The sequence below is a fragment of the Bacillus sp. FSL K6-1145 genome (assembly GCF_038003425.1).
In the GTDB taxonomy this organism is placed as follows: Bacteria; Bacillota; Bacilli; order Bacillales; family Bacillaceae; genus Bacillus; species Bacillus pumilus.
The window spans coordinates 67,144-85,114 of the sequence record NZ_JBBOPC010000001.1 but is presented as its reverse complement, the minus strand read 5'-3'; the positions used below and the strand labels follow the sequence as shown (position 1 = coordinate 85,114).

The window sequence follows — 17,971 nt, the reverse complement described above, 5'->3', positions numbered from 1 at the left end:
GTAATTGGTTTAATCGAATTGATAAAGAGGTGTGCTGAGGTAACGCTCCCCATTACTTGGGATAATTGCGAGAACCTTTTTCCCTTTACCAAGCTTCTTCGCTGTTTGAAGTGCTGCGTAAATAGCTGCTCCTGAAGAAATACCGCCAAGGATTCCTTCCTCTTTCGCTGCTTTTCTTGCAAGCTCAAATGCATCTTCGTTTTTCACTTGGATAATGCCATCATATACTTCCGTGTTCAAGATGGAAGGGATAAAACCTGCCCCAATCCCTTGGATTTTATGTGGGCCTGGCTTTCCTCCTGATAGTACAGGAGAATCTGTCGGCTCTACCGCATAAAGCTGAATCGACGGGATGGCTTCTTTGAGGACTTCACCAGCACCCGTAATTGTGCCGCCCGTACCAACACCTGCAATAAATGCATCAAGCTCGCCGTCAAACTGTTCAAGAATTTCTTTTCCTGTAGTACGACGGTGAATCTCCGCATTGGCTTCGTTGTTAAATTGCTGAGGCATGAAGTAACCGTGCTCTTCTGCCAATTCTTCTGCCTTTTTGATGGCACCTTTCATTCCTTCTGCACCTGGTGTTAATACAAGCTCTGCACCATAAGCGCGTAAAAGGTTGCGGCGCTCCTGACTCATTGTGTCTGGCATCACTAGAATTGCGTTAATTCCTTTAGCTGCCGCTACCATTGCAAGACCGATCCCTGTGTTTCCGCTTGTTGGTTCGATGAGCGTGTCGCCGGCTTTTAAAGTACCTTTCGCTTCAGCATCTTCGATCATCGCTAACGCAATACGATCTTTTACACTGCTGCCCGGGTTCATATATTCAAGTTTCAAGTAGACTTCCGCACTGTCTTCATCTACTAAACGGTTTAATTTAACGACTGGTGTATTTCCTATTAGTTCAAAAACTGAATTTGCAATACGAGCCATCACTAACACCTCTATCTCCGAGTAATTTTATTGTATTAATATTAAATTATCAATTTCGAAAAATTTTGTCAATGCTTTTAGTCCTGCTCGCCATCGTAAAACCATGTGACTTTTGCTTCTTTCCACAGGGTTTTGACATTCGCCTTTTCACCTAGATCTTCCATGGCAATCTGCCTTTTGATCTGATTTTTGACTTCTTCATACGAGAAGGAGCGGCCATCTAATTTTTCTTTCAGTTGAATAATGGCATACCCGTTTTTGGTCTCGATCGGTTCTTTTGTCCATTGATCTGGCTGAAGCTTTTGAGCTTCCTGTATGTATAGGGCTGGGATACTTTCTTGTTCTTCTGTGACAAACCCAAGATCTCCGCCATATGGAGAGGTGTAGCGGTCAATGGAGCGTTCAGCTGCCACCGCTTCGAAGCTAGATCCGCCTTTTAGATCCTTCAATACATTTTCAGCTTCGCCCTTTGTCTTCACGACGATATGACGAATACGGTATGAATCATCATATTGATATAAGTCCTTGTTTTTTTCATAAAAGGATTTCGCTTCTTTTTCGGAAACGACAGCATCTCTCGTTAAAAGCTGCTCTAATAATATTTGATAACGAATCTGTTCTGTCCAGTCCTTTTCACTCGTATGTCCATCTTCGTAGAAATTATTTGATACCGCTTTAAGCATCAACAATTCACGATTGATTTCTTTTGAGGACACCTCAAGCTTGTTTTCTTTCGCAAGCTGATCGACCACCTTCTGATTAATCATTTGCTCAAGTGTTGCCTTTCCATAGCGGTCTTCCATCTTCTTTAACCATTCTTGACGTGTCACCTTCTCTTTTCCAATCGACGCAATTTCTTCACCGCTCTTCCCGTTTGAAGAAGCCTGTGACATTTGCGACTTTGTTAATACATATGCAATGACAACGGCATTGATCATAAGCAACACGAGAATAAATGTCCATACCACTCTTGCTTTCAGTCTCATCTTTCGTCTCCTTTCCATTCTAAAAAGAAAACCCGCTGCTTAGAGCTTAGCGGGTTATTTCTTCACGTAGCTCTTCTAGCTCTTCTTTTGTAAATACATACGTTTCGTTACAAAAATGGCATTGAGCTTCTGCTTGTCCGTCTTGTTCAATCATGTCTTCAATTTCGGCTTTTCCTAGGCTGATAATGCCATTAGAAAAACGTTCTTTTGAGCAGTTACAAGAGAATTCGACAGGTACAGTTTCTAAAATTTGAGGTTTTTCTCCGAGTACTTCTTCTAAGATTTCTTCTGGTGTCATCCCTTTTTCAATGAGTTTAGAAATGGGTTCAATGGTTGAGAGCCGCTTTTCTAATCTTTCAATGACAGCATCTTCTGTTCCAGGCAGCAATTGAATGATGAAACCGCCTGCTGCAAGGATCGAGTTATCTGGATTGACCAAAACCCCTACACCAACAGAGGAAGGCACTTGCTCAGAAGAGACAAGGTAATAAGTGAAGTCATCTCCAATTTCACCTGAAACGATCTCCGTTTGTCCTGTAAAGTGATCTTTCAGCCCGATATCTTTAACAACACTTAACGTTCCAGATGTCCCGACTGCACGTCTAACATCCAGCTTGCCATGTTCATTTAAGTCAAAATGGACTTGTGGGTTTGAGACATATCCGCGCACCTGGCCCTTTGCGTTTCCATCAGCAATGATGGCACCGATTGGTCCACCGCCTTCAATTTTGACCGTTAACTTATTTTCACCTTTCAGCATAGCACCCATCATGACTGTAGCTGTCATTGTTCTGCCAATCGCTGCTGATGCTGTTGGCCATGTATGGTGTCTTCTTTGTGCTTCGTTGATTGTATCTGTTGTGTTTGCAGCATATGCTCGGACTTTTCCGTCATATGCTAACGCTTTAACTAAGTAGTCCATTCGATTTTAAACCTCCTATAGTACACCGACACGATTACGTTCATAAATGAGTTGAAGTCCTTTTAATGTTAAGAACGGATCAACAATATCAATGCAGTCTGATTCATTTCCAATCAATGTGGACAAACCACCTGTTGCAATGACTTTCGGTGTTTGTTTCGCTTGCTGCTTCATCCGTTTCACTATTCCCTCGACTTGCCCAACATATCCATAAAGGATGCCGGATTGCATCGCACTGATGGTGTTTTTTCCAACAATGTGATCTGGACGGACAATTTCAATTCTCGGCAGCTTCGCCGCTCTTGTATATAAAGCCTCTGTTGAGATGGTAATACCAGGTGCTATTGCCCCACCCATGTATTGTTTTTGTTCATTGATAAAGCAGTAGGTTGTCGCTGTGCCAAAGTCTACGACAATGAGAGGTGCTCCATATAGATGAATCGCCGCTACTGCATTCACAATTCGATCAGCCCCGACTTCCTTTGGATTGTCACACATAATGTTTAATCCAGTCTTCATTCCAGGCCCTACAATTTGGGGAGTTATGTGAAAGTACTTCTCGCACATTCTTTCTAATGCAAACATCATTGGCGGGACAACAGACGAGATGATAATTCCTTCTATTTGGTCAAACATCAGCCCGACATAATCAAATAAAGACCTGATGGCCATACCAAATTCATCTTCTGTTTTATGACGGCTTGTTTCAATTCGCCAATGGTAGTTTAGATCGCCATTATGATAAACACCTAAAACGGTATTTGTGTTCCCTACATCTATCACGAGTAACAACTTCATCACCACTTTGAATAGTTTCTCAAAAAGAGCATTTTTCGACTTTCTATCATACCATACACGAATTGAGTTCCATTTGTAAACAATTCGAAACCGATCCATTCAGGAATCGAAATAAAAAAAGCTGCCGATGATCCCGGCAGCTTTCACAGAAGGAGATTAGATCTCCTCATCTTCTTCTTTTTTCTTGATGTTCACTTTCACATCATCGTTTTTCTCTTCGTCATCTGCGTATACACGCTCTGGAAGCTTTCCAGTTTCGTAAAGAGATTTAATTTGCTCAGCATCTAATGTTTCAACTTCTAGAAGGGCTTGTGCGATGATTTCTAGCTTATCTTTATTCTCAGTGAGAATTTGTTTCGCACGTTCGTAGCTGTCCTTGATGAAACGCTGAATTTCTTGGTCAATTTCGTAAGCGATCGCTTCACTATAATTCGGCTCGTTGTTAAAGTCACGGCCAAGGAATACTTGACCTCCTTGTGCTTGACCGAATTGAAGTGGACCAAGTTTATCAGACATACCGAACTCTGTAACCATTTTTCTTGCAATGCCAGTTGCACGCTGGAAGTCGTTGTGAGCACCTGTACTTACTTCACCAAACGTAATTTCCTCTGCAACACGACCGCCGAGCAAGCCGACAATTTTATCAAGAAGCTCTGGCTTCGTTTGGAAATAACGGTCTTCTCTTGGAAGCATGACCGCATATCCGCCTGCCTGACCACGAGGAACGATCGTTACTTTATGCACCATGTCCGCTTCGTCTAGGATAAGACCAATGACGGTATGACCTGCTTCATGGTAAGCCACGATATTACGTTCTTTCTTCGAAATGACGCGGCTTTTCTTCGCCGGCCCAGCGATGACACGGTCAGTCGCTTCGTCGATATCACGCATATCAATTTTCTTTTTGTTATGACGGGCAGCAACAAGTGCTGCTTCGTTTAGTAAGTTCTCAAGATCTGCTCCAGAGAACCCAGGTGTTCTGCTTGCAATGGCTTTCAAATTCACTGTATCATCAAGCGGTTTGTTTTTCGCATGAACCTTCAGTACTTCTTCACGGCCAATGACATCTGGGCGGTCAACCGTAATTTGACGGTCAAAACGTCCCGGACGCAGCAATGCAGGATCTAGGATATCTGCACGGTTCGTTGCAGCGATGATAATAATACCTTCGTTCGCACTAAAACCATCCATTTCAACAAGAAGCTGGTTAAGCGTTTGTTCACGCTCGTCATGACCACCGCCTAGACCGGCTCCACGCTGACGACCCACTGCATCAATCTCATCAATAAAGATTAAGCATGGTGCATTCTTTTTCGCATTTTCGAATAAATCACGTACACGTGATGCACCGACACCGACGAACATCTCGACGAAGTCAGAACCACTGATGCTGAAGAAAGGAACGCCTGCTTCTCCTGCAGATGCTCTCGCAAGCAATGTTTTACCTGTACCTGGAGGTCCTACTAGTAAAACCCCTTTAGGAATTCTTGCGCCAAGCTCTGCGAATTTACGTGGGTCCTTCAGGAACTCTACCACTTCTACAAGCTCTTGCTTTTCTTCATCTGCACCGGCAACATCTTTAAATTTCACACGTTTCTTCTCTTCAGTGTAAAGCTTCGCCTTACTCTTACCAAAGTTCATAACACGGCTTCCACCGCCCTGAGCTTGGTTCAGTAAGAAGAAGAACAGGATAAAGATGATGATGAACGGAATGATGGTTGTCAGAACTTGCAGCCATCCATTTGTTTCAGGTGCTGGTTCTACTTTTACATCTGTATTCTTTAGTGCACTGTAAATCTGGTCAACACCTTGACCATCTGGAACATGGGTAATGAAGTATTCATCTTTCTTCGCGCCATCTAATTGACCACGAATTTCATAAACCCCTCTTACAGGCTGAATGGAGATACTCTCCACTTTTCCCGCACTTAGATTTTGCGAAAATTTGCTGTAAGACATGTTCTCAGGCTTTTGATTAGGGGATCCTAACCAACTGACTACCCCTATCACAAGTAATAAAATAAGTATATAAAAAATCGTATTACGAAAAACCCGATTCATTCCTTACCTCCTCCCACAGTAAGCACAACTATGGTCAATAGTATCATAGAAAATCATTCCAATACAACCAATAACCTCATGTATACGTATGCTGATTAGCCTTCGTAAACAGATGGTTTTAACACTCCAATATACGGGAGGTTTCGGTAACGTTCAGCGAAATCCAATCCATAGCCGACAACAAATGCATCTGGCACTTCAAATCCAACATAATCTGCTTTGATGTCTGCTTTACGACCGCTTGGTTTATCAAGCAATGTCACAATTTTTATGGAGTTTGCTTTACGGTATCGGAAAAGCTCTACCAGATAGCTCAAAGTTAACCCACTGTCGATGATATCTTCCATAATTAAAATATCTCTTCCTTCAACAGAAGTATCTAGATCTTTTATGATCTTTACTTCTCCTGAAGATACGGTAGATTTTCCGTAGCTAGATACATCCATAAAATCAAGTTCTAAATATGTATCAATGTGTTTGATCAGGTCTGCCATGAATGGAAGAGCCCCTTTCAAAACACCAATAGCCAGGGGAAATTTACCATCATAATCGCTGGTTAATGTTGCACCCAGTTCCTTCACTTTTTGCTGGATCTCTTCTTCTGAGATCAAAACCTTTTCAATATCTTGTTTCATGCTTTTGCTTGCCCCCTACAAATTTTCATGCTGTCTATATTGTAATACAATGAGATCGCTGTTTGTCATATCAATTTCTTCAAAAACGGATTTTTTCAGACCTGGGATCCAGATGATTTGATGATCCGAGTCAGTGACGATCGGCCAGCTGTCTCTTTCTGCAAGAGGCACTTTTTTATCAATAAATATATCCTTCACCTTTTTTGATCCATTCATCCCTTTAAGTTTCATTCGATCACCATTTTTTCGTGAGCGAATGATCAAAGGGAAACGAACTTGATCTTTTTGAAGCAAGAAAAAATGGTTTCCGTTCCGTGCATCCTTCGGAACATGATTTGATACCACGATAGACTGCCCATTTGGAAGGAAAAGCTTCTCTCCAAGCTCACCCTTTAAGTGAAGAGCATAAGACTGGTCTAGTACAAGCGATCGTTCAAAGGTAAACATACAGTAATCATAAGACTTGACAGCTTGTAAACCTTTTGGCAAATCTAATGATCCAGACGGTTGTTCGGTATGAGATAACCAGTCCAAAGTCCCTAGAATATGCTGGTTTGAAAACGCTGATTGAGTGTTTTCATAAAGATAGTTTAATATTAGTTGAATGCCTCTTCTTTGTAAAGGCAAAGGCAGGTCAAGCAAAGGCTTCGTTTTGATCTTAATTTGCTTAGGCGATTGATTCGTTATCACTTGGTTCATTTGTTCCTTTGTTAATGCCTGCAAATATTGCTCATCTTCAGTCAGCATGTCACTTACAAACTGAAAGCTTTCATGTACATGAGGTGCCTCTTCTTTTAACACGGGAAGAATGTGTCTTCTTACCCGGTTTCTCAAGTAGTCATCTGTGTGATTGCTTTGATCAATGACATAGGGTATATGTTCTTTTTCACAAGCGGTCAGCACGTCATCCTTGGAATATCCAATGAGCGGCCGAATCAGCCATCCATCTTGATAAGGACGTTTTGCTTGGATACCTGCGAGTCCTATTCCAACTGTCCCTCTCACAAGCCTCATCATCATTGTTTCTACTTGGTCGTCGCCATGATGTGCAAGCGCTATAAATTGAGCGTTGTATTGCTCCATCAATTGACGAAAGAAAGCATATCTGCACTCTCTTGCAGCTGCCTGTTTGTTTAAGTGGTTTTCTTTTGCATATTGGGCAACTTGTATGCGGGCCGATTCAAAAGGTATTCCTTGCTCTTTGCAGTATGCCTCAACAAATGCCAAATCAGCAAAGGATTCTTCTCCTCTGAACATGTGATCTACATGGGCTGCAATCAGCTGAAAGGAACCTTTTCGACGTTTGTTTAGTTCGTGCAGTAAAAGCATGGAATCTGGTCCGCCAGAAACCCCGACAATGACTGTCGTATTTTCAAGGTAAACATCATGTTTTTTCAAAAATGATTCAATTCTATTCACAACTTCCTCCTCACAAAGAGCAGGTAATTTAAAGATATACATATCCTATCACTTTCAGTAGCTCCAAGCAAAGATGAAGCCTGCTTTTTTACAGGTCTATAGCAGGAACAAAACTACATATGCACAGTAAAGAGCAAGTACACTGCACACGATAAGAACAGTTTCAAAAAGCCCGCCTGATTTTTTGCGTACTGGTGTTCTTTTTGCTGCTGCAACTCTCGATCGTGAAGTCACCTGTTGATTTTGTTGAACAGCGGGCTTTTGCCCGTTTTTTTGCTGCTTCTTTTGACTCGCTTTTCTTGAAGCGATCAGCTGTCCTTCTTTCAGCATTGCACTCTTCATAGCCGCCGCTGATTGATATTTACCTTGTAGAGCAGCCTTTAACACCCGCTCATAACGCTTTAATAAAGGATGTCCTTCAATGGCTCTGTAAAGCTGCTTTTCCGGTTCTGCTCCTTTTTTGAATTCTTTCTTATACGCACAGTTCACCATCACCATACTTAAGGCAAACAGATCATAAGATGGCTCTGCCTTTCTTGTGCCGAATCCCCAATAGCCTCGATCAAAAAACTCGGTATACTCCTTGATTGCCCTGCCTGCTTTTGTCGTTCCCCCTACATCAATGCACCGGATCGCTGCCGGGGGACCTGACACGATGAGATTATCTGGCTTCAAGTCACCAAAAATCCAGCCTTCTTGATGTAAATGAGCCAGGTTAGATAAAAGCTGAACCATTAAAACAACGATCCACTCATCACCTTTTTGTTTTACAAATTCAAGTAGTAATGGGCCTCTGACATACTCCATCACATAAAAGGAACGCTTTTGAAGCATGCCGGGATAAATTGCATCATCCATATCATAAAAAGAAGGCCCCATGGTTTTCACAGGAGCCTTAGAAAAGGATTTTAATACATTGACTTCAGATGCAATGAGCATACTGTCATCACTCACTTTAAGGGCTACTTGACCATTTGGCGATTCGGCTAGATAGACAATACCGTTCGCCCCTTTTCCCAGCTCTTTTACAATGCGGTAATGATGGTGATGCCATTTCCCTTGAATCACCGTGCCTAACGGAATGTTAGAAGCCGAATTCATCATGCTCTTCCTTTGCTTCAAGCAGCCCTTTACGTGAACGAACTGATTTGAAATGCTGGAGTGCTTCTCGAAGCGCTGGTCCAGTTGGAGTAATTCCTCCCGTGGTCAGTTTCGGGAAAATAGATGACAGTGAATCGAATCGAGGCGTCCAATTCAACACAATTTCAGCATCTGAGCTTTTCCCGGGAAATATACACATTCCAAACTGATTTTCACCAATTCTTGAATTTAAACTAATGGAGAGGTCAATGAGTGCTTCTTTAACGGTCGGCAGCTTCGGTTTCATACTTGCACTTGTATCAACAAGCACAAGTACTTGAAGGTGAACCGTCTCTCCTAACTCATCGACTACTTCCATCACTTCCCCGCGCTTATCAGGCGGAAGCTCTTCAATTTCAGTGTCCTTACCAAGGATTTGCTGCAATTCTTTATTCACAACACCTTGCAAGGTTTGTGTCATCGCTTTTTTTGTAACCATTTGTACCGTTTGAGATAACTGCTGGACGTAGACAACTTGATGAATGCCTCCGCCTGCTAGAGCAATCCCCTCAACTTCTTTCATTGCTTCATGATCGTGTCTGTTTTCCTCCATAATGCCAATGACATTGACTGTAATCCCTTGTTCCTTTGCCAATGAGGCAATCGCAAGTGGATCTTCCCCGTGATTTGAGCAGCCATCTGTAATCAATAAGATTTGGTTTACGTGACCTTTTCGCATCTTCATTCCTCCTGGGATCGTAACTGAATGCTTTATATCCCCATCATCGCCAGAAGAAATTCATATTATACGATATTTCAAGAAATCTCTTGTTTCTCAAGATAGAATGTACCAGTCGGAATGGATGCCCATTTAGGCGTATTGTGATCAAGCCTGATGACAACAACCGTCATATCGTCATCAATTTGACCCGATCTTGTTCGAATGACCTCTTCCATTAATAAATCAGCAATCTCTTGCGGATCTTCTGTTTTAAAGCTTTTCATTTTGCGTTTCACCCAGAGATCATGATTTTCAATATGCTTTGGTCCTTCGAAAATGCCATCACTCATCATAATCAGCAGATCTCCTGCCTTCATCTGTTCACTCACAACCTCCACTTCAAATTCATCAATAATCCCGATCGGTAAGTTGCTCGCTTGTACTTTCATCACCTGATCACCCCGTTTAATAAAGCTGGGTGTTGAACCGATCTTAAGGAATTTACAGCTCGCATCCTGTAAATCAATAATGGATAAATCTAACGTTGAATAGATTTCATCTGTCGTTCGTAAAGATAAAATACTATTAATGGTTTTGATCGCCACTTTTTCATTGATACCTGATGCTAATATTTTTTCTAACAGCTTAATCGTTTCATTGCTTTCAAAATGAGCCCTTGCTCCATTGCCCATTCCATCACTAATAGCCGCGGCATATTTGCCCGCACCCAGCTCCATCATGCTGTAGCTGTCTCCAGACACTAATCCTCCGCCTTTTGCTGCATGCGCTACGCCTGTAGCCACTCGATATGATTTTGCAGAGCCAAATACAACGTGGCAATAGCCTGTTGGGTGCTCTGCACACTGCTCTGCTTTGACTAAAATCTGTTCTTCTAAAATATCTGAGAGCATAGGGGCGATGATTTTTTCACATTCACCATGGCCCTGGCAATATGGGATTCTCATTTCAATATCGACATTCCCCTGCTCCAAGCTATAAATTTCTACTTGCTGAATTTCAATTCCAAAGTGCTGAAGTGCTTCTATCATCTGCTCTTCTTGAATAAAATGCTGTTCTCTTTCCCGTTTTATTTCCCGGGAAAAATCCTCCATCACTTGTGAGACACCCATCAGCTGTTCAGCTACCAGTCGTCTGCTGTCTTGGACTTTTTTCTTCAGAGTCTGGTTGGCTTTATAGTAAGCGATCTCCTCTTCAATCAATTCCTCGACATGTTTTGATTTTGAGCAGTGCTGGCTAAATTTCTTCTTCAATTTCCGGTTTTGCTCGTAGGTTTTTTCATCAGATTCATGCATAACTTGTTTCATCAGTTCATAGGTTGTATCAAAGTTCTGCACCCAGCATTTATTTTTCTTATAGCACGTTTGACAGGATCGTTCTGTGATCGTACTTAAAAAAAGATCTACATCCTCTTCCTGTTTCTTTTCTTCAGGAATGGAATCGTAAAATGTCGCAAAACTCTCAGACAGCGCATGAAATACGTTAGAAAATTGGTCTACCTTTTTTGCTGTCACATCTCGTACTTTCCGGGCGTATTGTTGCTGTTCCTGTACATGCTCTACCGTACCAGGAATATATTTCGCTACCTTAGAGGTCACTGATTGTGGCGTGAGCAAGAAGAGCGCAACCGCAATCAATGATTCATATAGCGTGGTTATGAGTCCTGCTGATCCTTCTCCGTACAAGGAAATAAGTAAGGAACCCACAATTAAGCCAATGGCTGCGCCTGCTTTCTTCCCCTCTTTCAGCAATCCCCCTAATAAACCTGAAAAGGCAAGAAGACTCATCTGATAAAGGTTTCCGATGTTAGCGAGACCGAGAATTAACCCAGTCACGACACCCACTGTACAACCAATACTCGCTCCTCCAATAAAGGCAAAGCTCAGCACTACATATCGTGACAAAATATGCTCTGCCTGCATTCCTTGAAATGTGATGCCTGCCAGACCTGTTAAAACTGAGGCAATCAAAATCATAAAGCAAATAATTTCTTCAACCTTTAAGGAGTGTTTGATTTTCCTGACTGTAAAAATCGGCAGGCTTTGAAGGAAAATCAGTGTCAAAATGAAGGCAAGTCCTGCTTCGACACCCGCCATGACGTAATCGTAGCTTTGCACAGCACCTTGCTCTAGGTAAACAAATGCTCCTCTGGTGATCAGCATTGACAGCACAATGACAACCGGCAATGTTTTCACTGGGTCTTTAATGATGAAAGAAACCACCTTGGACATAAGAAGGAATACGATCAGCGACGCAAACACAAACAATGCATTTTGAGGTGATATCGTCATGGCTCCAGCAAGTAAAGCGAGACAAGCAAGCATGGACTTATCTCTTTTGATAAGTAGCATCGAGCCAAAGAAAGGCAGAGCAAACGGCATAATTTCAGATAATATAAAGGCTCGTCCTAATAAAAAACCAAGAACGACATAAATAAACCCTTTATAGAAAAAAAGAGAATGCGTATGATGAAGAAACAGGTTTTTCATCTTTTTTAACCCTGCACTGATTCTTTCAAACCCCGCTCCTGTTAAATCAGTTCTTCTTTCTAGTTTTTCCATCTTTTCATCCCCCACCTGATATTCGTTGCTTGTCATTATAGCGAAGGTGAAAAAGAAATTTTGTCAAAAGAAGTTGTCGTTTCCATAAAACGTTCGACGCTTTATTCGTCAAAAAGGCATACTTTCATGAAAGTCGATGTCTTTCATCAGAATTTTACGAAGACACAAAAAAACAGCTTTCCTAAAGAAAGCTGTTTTCGAAGATGACCCGTACGGGATTCGAACCCGTGTTACCGCCGTGAAAGGGCGGTGTCTTAACCGCTTGACCAACGGGCCTTGCTTTTATGTTCTAATAAAAAGGATAGCGGCGGAGGGGATCGAACCCCCGACCTCACGGGTATGAACCGTACGCTCTAGCCAGCTGAGCTACACCGCCATAATAAAAATGCGCTAAGAAGCACAAGATCTATAATACAAAGGAATCGCTTGTCCGTCAATAGGAAGTTTTAAATTAAATGACGAAATCTCAAAAAATGTCGTATGGATCAAGAAAAAAAGCACCTGCGGACAGCAGGTGCTTTGTTGTGAAAGATATATAGAAAGCAGCAACAAGTTAACCTCTTCTTGCTCCGCGTCCCCCACGTTTTGATTCCGTGTTACGTTTTAAAGATGTTAAGCGGTCTTCACTATCTTTTAAGAATTTGTTCATTTTTTGCTCAAACGATTCCTTCGGACGGAAATCATTTCTGCTCGGTCTTGATTGTTGTTGTTGAGGACGATCTTTTGCTTTTTTAATGGACAAGCCGATTTTACCGTCTTTTTCAACGTTAATCACTTTCACTTCAACTTGTTCACCGACTTTTAAATGCTCATTAATATCTTTTACATAGTTATCGGCTACCTCACTGATATGAACGAGACCAGTTGAACCGCCTGGCAACTCCACAAAAGCTCCAAAATTTGTAATGCCCGTAACTTTCCCTTGTAACTTGCTGCCAACTTCAATCGACATAAAAAAAGTGCTCCTCCTTAGACTTATAAAAAAATCTCATTTGTTCAATTATACATAAACTGAATTTTAAGTGTCAACAAGGCTAATCGCTCTTATTGCCCACATCAAAGATTTTTTCGCCTTTTTTGGACATATAATAGTCTCGTCGTGCCAGTTCGAGTACGTATTCCTTGCTTTTCAGCTTTTTAATTTCATCAGAAATATCTTCCTGCTTTGTTTGTAATTGCTTTAATTCTTTTTCGAGCGCAACCTTCTTCTCTTCTTTTTCCTTTAATGAGGACGATTGCGACCAGAGGGCACTTGTCACCAAGACAGCAAACATGAGCACGATCACACCAAACACGGTAAGCCTTCTAAGGAGTCCACGGCGTTTGCGTTTTAAGCGTTGTGCTTGCTGTTCCATTTGTTTTTGGTAATCATTTTGAATTTGTGCGATATTTCTTTTTCTCTTGTTCAAGGTTGAAGGCCTCCTCTCTTACTTTGTCCAGAATTGTTTCCATTTCGTTTTGATGGTACCAGATAATTTCTTGGTCCCTTGTAAAATTCCTGCTCCTTTAGAGAAAAACAATCTCATTGATGTTCGCCATTTTTCGGGAATCCGATGAATAATGGTCACATTAAGTAACCAGATGAGCGGATAACAAACAATGGACAGCACCTTCCACACGAGCCGAAACGTAAAACGAACAAGACGTAAGAGCGAGTGGAACAAGAACAGTATAACACTTATGACCATTGTGACAATCCAACGGATCGGCTGGAAGACGATCGACATGACCAGCCTTTTAAGGATGAGAACGGTTTGATAAATACACATCGTGATAAATTTGAGAATGTTCATATACAGCTGTTTCATCAATGCCTGATACATCGAGAAACCTAGTGCAACGGCTAGAAAGATATAAAGCCTGAATTCTCCCTCATTTGTCAGCAGCAGAACATAAAAGAATAAGAGACCCTGTACCAGCCAAAAAAGGAGATCGTGTATAATCAAAAGCCATTTTGCTGTCTTTTCCCGATTCACAAACAGCTTGTACGTATCAAGCGATGCGCCCAGCCAGATGCCCATCGCTACCATCGAAAGCATCGTATAAAACTGGACTGTCAGCGTCATTTAAACAGCTTGCTAAAAAATCCTTTAGCTTTCTCCCCGTGCTGCTCATCTACATAAATTAAGTCAAAGACACGTCCTTTAATCGACACAACGCCTTTTTCGACGTCTAGGTTTTTCATTTGCAGATTTTCTCCACGGATAGCGAGAATCCCCATGACCGTCTCAAGCAGAAATTCTTCATTATCAAAGCTTTCCACCTGTTTGACGCCGGTAATATCTAAATGCTTTCTGTTTCGCATTGTGATATTGTGTTCCGCTTCTGATGACAGCTTCGTGCCTTGAGGTTGATTATAATATTGATTCATTTATACATCCCCCATATCTCATACTTGCATTGTTACTGCATTGTATGTGACAGGAGGATCATTTAGAACAAGCCCTATTCTGCTGTTTTTTCTTCTTTTAGCACAGTATACATGCCAGCGGCTTCTTCTTTTTTCGTTGTGTCCTTTAACTCGTTGACTTGAACCGTCACTAGTTTTTGACCAAAACGGATTTTAAGCTCGTCTCCTTCTTTCACATCAGAGCTGGCTTTCGCCTGTGTGCCGTTAATCGAAATTCTGCCTTGATCAGCGACTTCTTTTGCCAATGTTCTTCTTTTGATTAAACGGGACACTTTTAAAAATTTATCTAATCTCATGTATGCTCACCTCTTTCTATACGTTTGGCATCGTTCCATAGATCGTCCATTTCCTCTAGCGTTAAGTCCTCTAATGAACGTCCCATGTCCTTTGCTTTTTGTTCGATATGCTGAAAGCGACGCATGAATTTTGTGTTGGCGGAAGCGAGCGCCGTTTCAGGCTCTAGCTGATAGAACCTTCCAATGTTGACGAGAACAAACAAAAGATCTCCAAATTCATCTTTCATCTGCTTCGTTGCACTTTCGTCCGGCTTCTCTGCCACTTCTACGAGAAATTCCTGCTTTTCTTCTTCGTATTTGTTCCAAATATCTTTCACATCTGTCCAATCAAAGCCTACTTTGGCGGCTTTCTTTTGGAGCTTATATGCCTTTGTTAGTGCTGGAAGCGTCGCCGGGATGGATTGCAACATAGAGGCTGCCCGCTCCGGCTTCTCCTGCTGCTTGATTTTTTCCCAGTTGACGACCACTTCTTCTGCTTCAGAAACATTTGTGTCGCCAAACACATGGGGATGTCTACGAATCATTTTTTCTGTGACATGCTGGATGACGTCATCAATTGAGAAAAAGCCGTCATCTTCACCAATTTGAGCATGAAGTAACACCTGCAGCATCACATCTCCGAGCTCTTCCACCATGTGGTCTGGATCATCTTCATCTATCGCTTCAAGCAGTTCATAGCATTCTTCAATTAAATAGGGTTTAAGTGACTCATTGGTTTGTTGTTGATCCCATGGACAGCCGCCCGGACCTCTTAATGTACGGATGACGTCACGGAAGGTGTCAAATTGTTGGTAAAGCAGCTTTTCATCTTGAATCGGAGGCACATAAACACTCGTTAAGTTATTTATCGACACATCTCGATCAAGTTCAAATAAAGGAACGGCAGTAATCTGTTCCAGGCTGCTTCCAGCCGCAGTCACAATATAGACTTCATAATCGTCTGGAAGCTTTTCCATCAGCGTGAGTTTCACATTCGAAGCAGTGAGCTGATCATATACCTGACAAATGAGGACATGCTGGGTCAATTTCAGATCGTCCGCTCTCATATCTCCTGCATCAACGAATTGGAATCCCTCGATGGGGTCGATCTGCAGGGAGTTAAACGTCGCATCCAAAAAGCTTTGTCCACCAGCAACGGACACCTCAATCCCGCGCTCTTGCTGCTGAGAAACTAATAGCTGGACGGTCTTTTCAGCGACAAATGGGTGGCCTGGTACTGCGTACACAATCTCCTTTTCCGCAGCCTCTGTAAATAAAATTTCCGTGATTTCCTGATAGACCGAATCAAACTGATCGTGCTTTTCATAAATCTCATCAAAAAAGGTCAGCGATGGAACCTCCTGCATTAACTCTGCGGTAAGCGGGTGGTCCTGCGTTCTCATAAATACTTCTTTCGCCTGCTTCAGCTGCTTGTATACACCGAGCGTCAGCTGATCCATGTCGCCTGCCCCAAGACCGACGACGGTAATCTTACCTGCCATTTTGATTCCCTCTCATCTGTTTAAAATATAAAATCTTTTCTCCTAATGGAATGAGTCTCCATTCCTCGTCCGTAAATACTTCTAGCTTAAGAATACTATATAAAAAGGCGAAACCACCAATAAAAACTGACGTCAGGCTCTCTAAAACGGAAAAAGGACGTTTTTCAAAGGGAATGACCCAAGAAAACAGTACCTGATACCCTATTAAGACAATGGCCATGAAAGCAGCCGATAAAAGAATTTTCACTGGGAACAACTCTCTCAACGAAATCCATCCTTTATGCCTCAAATAAACGGCATTGAGCAGAGCGGCAGCGAGAAAACCGCACACGGTTGACCATGCGGCACCGTAGATGCCAAATAGCGGGACCAGTGCAAGCGTGAGTATCCATTTCACCAGCACACTGAGAAGCACCACAACAGCCGGATACACAGTATGCCCGAGCCCTTGAAGTAAAGCTGCTTGCGTAATCGCAATCGATGTAAATGCGATGGAAATACAGAATATTTGCAGCGCATCGGTACCTAAATCATTACGAAAAAGCATGGTATTGACTGACGAAAGAATACAAATCAGCCCAACTGCGGAACCAATCCCTAAAACTGACGTGGTTTTAAACGATGTACGTACTTTTTGCCTGATCGCTTCATGCTCTCCATTCCTCATGGCAGCAGATAAAAATGGCACAAGAGAGGTCCCGATGCTAATGGCAAACACTGTCCCTAGCTGTAAAAACGGCTGCCCTCGGTCATACACACCTTTTGCCGCCTTTGCCGCGGCTTCACTCAGTCCCTCACTGCGCAGCAACGCATACAGATGAAAGGCATCAATCATTTGCATCCATAAAATGAGCAATCCGCTGACACAAATCGTGAATGTATACAGCACCAAACTCTTCAAAACATCCTTTTTCCGAAGTGTCGCCTGCTTGACTGTCATAGGTGCAGAAGACTGTTTTCGGTAAGTCAGCCAAAGGAAAAGAAGCAGTATAAGCGAGGCCGCACTTCCCGCTATGGAGGAGAAGACTGCACCCGCCCCTGTTTCATAAAGCGAATAGCCGTGCCTGACGAAATAGAAGGATAAAACAAGCAGGACGCCTACCCTGATGAGCTGCTCAACCAATTGAGAAACAGCCGTTGGAAGCATCATACCGTCACTCTGAAAAACGCCTCTCAGCATCACGGTAAGCGGCAGAAATAAAAACACGAAAGCACTCATTTGGATGAGCAGGATTAATTGACTGTCCGCCATAAGGCTCGCAATACTGCCTGCTCCTATGTAAAGACAAAGAAATAAGACCAGGCTCAGTAAAGTGATATAGACCAAGGATACCCTTGTAATAATTCGTCGATTCTCTTCCCCATGCTCACTCAAAAGCTTGGACACCATGACAGGAAACCCTGTGGTGCCGAGCATGATCGCAATACCGAGGAAGGGGTACACTTGCTGATAAATATAAAACCCTGTGTCTCCTACGATGTTCTGGAACGGAACACGATAAACGGCACTTAGTACCTTTGATAACAAGCCTGCGATGGTCAAAATCACCGCACCCTGGAAAAGCCAATGCGGCTGATTCACAGCATTTTTCATGGATGACTCCTTTAAAAATAGATCTACAGTTAAACGCACTCATTATATCATACGTG

At 42.4% G+C, this 17,971-nt stretch carries 16 protein-coding genes, 2 tRNA genes and 1 pseudogene; all 19 read right to left on the bottom strand.

Annotated elements, in window-relative coordinates; translation table 11 throughout:
• Positions 1 to 9: 9 nt before the first annotated feature.
• The 19 genes and pseudogenes from cysK to MHH41_RS00355 all read right to left on the bottom strand — a co-directional run bounded on the left by cysK (position 10) and on the right by MHH41_RS00355 (position 17,915).
• Complete coding sequence (gene cysK / locus MHH41_RS00445) at positions 10 to 933, bottom strand: cysteine synthase A (RefSeq protein ID WP_340865339.1); 924 nt, start codon at positions 931 to 933, stop codon at positions 10 to 12.
• Positions 934 to 1,010: 77 nt separating this feature from the next.
• Positions 1,011 to 1,913: a peptidyl-prolyl cis-trans isomerase gene (locus tag MHH41_RS00440; protein ID WP_223251241.1), complete on the bottom strand. Its 903-nt coding sequence runs from the start codon at positions 1,911 to 1,913 to the stop codon at positions 1,011 to 1,013.
• A gap of 52 nt (positions 1,914 to 1,965) precedes the next feature.
• Positions 1,966 to 2,841: an Hsp33 family molecular chaperone HslO gene (gene hslO / locus MHH41_RS00435; RefSeq protein ID WP_003217983.1), complete on the bottom strand. Its 876-nt coding sequence runs from the start codon at positions 2,839 to 2,841 to the stop codon at positions 1,966 to 1,968.
• Positions 2,842 to 2,856: 15 nt separating this feature from the next.
• Positions 2,857 to 3,633: a type III pantothenate kinase gene (locus MHH41_RS00430; protein ID WP_050945788.1), complete on the bottom strand. Its 777-nt coding sequence runs from the start codon at positions 3,631 to 3,633 to the stop codon at positions 2,857 to 2,859.
• Between the two features lie 162 nt (positions 3,634 to 3,795).
• Positions 3,796 to 5,700, bottom strand: coding sequence for an ATP-dependent zinc metalloprotease FtsH (gene ftsH, locus MHH41_RS00425; protein WP_034620893.1), 1,905 nt, complete (start codon positions 5,698 to 5,700; stop codon positions 3,796 to 3,798).
• Positions 5,701 to 5,795: 95 nt separating this feature from the next.
• Positions 5,796 to 6,335, bottom strand: a complete 540-nt coding sequence (hpt, locus tag MHH41_RS00420) for a hypoxanthine phosphoribosyltransferase (protein WP_003217950.1) — start codon at positions 6,333 to 6,335, stop codon at positions 5,796 to 5,798.
• Positions 6,332 to 7,754, bottom strand: a pseudogene (gene tilS, locus MHH41_RS00415) (tRNA lysidine(34) synthetase TilS). Before tilS ends, hpt begins: the two are co-directional and overlap by 4 nt.
• A 96-nt stretch (positions 7,755 to 7,850) precedes the next feature.
• Positions 7,851 to 8,855 (bottom strand): protein kinase domain-containing protein, encoded by a 1,005-nt coding sequence (locus tag MHH41_RS00410; RefSeq protein ID WP_212046559.1) that lies wholly within the window; start codon positions 8,853 to 8,855, stop codon positions 7,851 to 7,853.
• A complete protein-coding gene (locus MHH41_RS00405) occupies positions 8,839 to 9,573 on the bottom strand; it encodes a vWA domain-containing protein (protein WP_340865337.1) in 735 nt (244 codons plus the stop codon). Before MHH41_RS00405 ends, MHH41_RS00410 begins: the two co-directional genes overlap by 17 nt.
• 77 nt (positions 9,574 to 9,650) lie before the next feature.
• Positions 9,651 to 12,134, bottom strand: a complete 2,484-nt coding sequence (spoIIE, locus tag MHH41_RS00400) for a stage II sporulation protein E (protein WP_003217965.1) — start codon at positions 12,132 to 12,134, stop codon at positions 9,651 to 9,653.
• Positions 12,135 to 12,338: 204 nt separating this feature from the next.
• Positions 12,339 to 12,410, bottom strand: a tRNA-Glu gene (locus MHH41_RS00395).
• Positions 12,411 to 12,436: 26 nt separating this feature from the next.
• Positions 12,437 to 12,510: transfer RNA gene (locus tag MHH41_RS00390), tRNA-Met, on the bottom strand.
• 177 nt (positions 12,511 to 12,687) lie between these two features.
• The gene (locus MHH41_RS00385) at positions 12,688 to 13,086 is read right to left on the bottom strand and encodes a S1 domain-containing RNA-binding protein (RefSeq protein WP_003217901.1); all 399 of its coding nucleotides are present in this window, start codon (positions 13,084 to 13,086) and stop codon (positions 12,688 to 12,690) included.
• 82 nt (positions 13,087 to 13,168) lie between these two features.
• A complete protein-coding gene (locus MHH41_RS00380; RefSeq protein ID WP_003217952.1) occupies positions 13,169 to 13,543 on the bottom strand; it encodes an FtsB family cell division protein in 375 nt (124 codons plus the stop codon).
• Positions 13,544 to 13,561: 18 nt separating this feature from the next.
• Positions 13,562 to 14,200: a spore cortex biosynthesis protein YabQ gene (yabQ, locus tag MHH41_RS00375; protein WP_003217942.1), complete on the bottom strand. Its 639-nt coding sequence runs from the start codon at positions 14,198 to 14,200 to the stop codon at positions 13,562 to 13,564.
• A complete protein-coding gene (yabP, locus tag MHH41_RS00370) occupies positions 14,197 to 14,505 on the bottom strand; it encodes a sporulation protein YabP (RefSeq protein ID WP_003217974.1) in 309 nt (102 codons plus the stop codon). The genes yabQ and yabP overlap by 4 nt, the downstream gene beginning before the upstream one ends.
• A 74-nt stretch (positions 14,506 to 14,579) precedes the next feature.
• Entirely contained in the window at positions 14,580 to 14,840 is a 261-nt protein-coding gene (locus MHH41_RS00365) for an RNA-binding S4 domain-containing protein (protein ID WP_003217975.1), read from the bottom strand.
• The gene (gene mazG, locus MHH41_RS00360) at positions 14,837 to 16,321 is read right to left on the bottom strand and encodes a nucleoside triphosphate pyrophosphohydrolase (RefSeq protein ID WP_050945791.1); all 1,485 of its coding nucleotides are present in this window, start codon (positions 16,319 to 16,321) and stop codon (positions 14,837 to 14,839) included. The genes MHH41_RS00365 and mazG overlap by 4 nt, the downstream gene beginning before the upstream one ends.
• Positions 16,311 to 17,915 (bottom strand): putative polysaccharide biosynthesis protein, encoded by a 1,605-nt coding sequence (locus MHH41_RS00355; protein WP_050945792.1) that lies wholly within the window; start codon positions 17,913 to 17,915, stop codon positions 16,311 to 16,313. The genes mazG and MHH41_RS00355 overlap by 11 nt, the downstream gene beginning before the upstream one ends.
• Positions 17,916 to 17,971: the final 56 nt, after the last annotated feature.

Excerpts from the sequence above, each read along its gene's own strand:
- cysK (WP_340865339.1), bottom strand. The coding sequence starts at position 933 with ATGGCTCGTATTGCAAATTCAGTTTTTGAACTAATAGGAAATACACCA.
- hslO (WP_003217983.1), bottom strand. The coding sequence starts at position 2,841 with ATGGACTACTTAGTTAAAGCGTTAGCATATGACGGAAAAGTCCGAGCA.
- ftsH (WP_034620893.1), bottom strand. The coding sequence starts at position 5,700 with ATGAATCGGGTTTTTCGTAATACGATTTTTTATATACTTATTTTATTA.
- hpt (WP_003217950.1), bottom strand. The coding sequence starts at position 6,335 with ATGAAACAAGATATTGAAAAGGTTTTGATCTCAGAAGAAGAGATCCAG.
- MHH41_RS00410 (WP_212046559.1), bottom strand. The coding sequence starts at position 8,855 with ATGAATTCGGCTTCTAACATTCCGTTAGGCACGGTGATTCAAGGGAAA.
- MHH41_RS00405 (WP_340865337.1), bottom strand. The coding sequence starts at position 9,573 with ATGCGAAAAGGTCACGTAAACCAAATCTTATTGATTACAGATGGCTGC.
- spoIIE (WP_003217965.1), bottom strand. The coding sequence starts at position 12,134 with ATGGAAAAACTAGAAAGAAGAACTGATTTAACAGGAGCGGGGTTTGAA.
- MHH41_RS00385 (WP_003217901.1), bottom strand. The coding sequence starts at position 13,086 with ATGTCGATTGAAGTTGGCAGCAAGTTACAAGGGAAAGTTACGGGCATT.
- yabQ (WP_003217942.1), bottom strand. The coding sequence starts at position 14,200 with ATGACGCTGACAGTCCAGTTTTATACGATGCTTTCGATGGTAGCGATG.
- yabP (WP_003217974.1), bottom strand. The coding sequence starts at position 14,505 with ATGAATCAATATTATAATCAACCTCAAGGCACGAAGCTGTCATCAGAA.
- MHH41_RS00365 (WP_003217975.1), bottom strand. The coding sequence starts at position 14,840 with ATGAGATTAGATAAATTTTTAAAAGTGTCCCGTTTAATCAAAAGAAGA.
- mazG (WP_050945791.1), bottom strand. The coding sequence starts at position 16,321 with ATGGCAGGTAAGATTACCGTCGTCGGTCTTGGGGCAGGCGACATGGAT.
- MHH41_RS00355 (WP_050945792.1), bottom strand. The coding sequence starts at position 17,915 with ATGAAAAATGCTGTGAATCAGCCGCATTGGCTTTTCCAGGGTGCGGTG.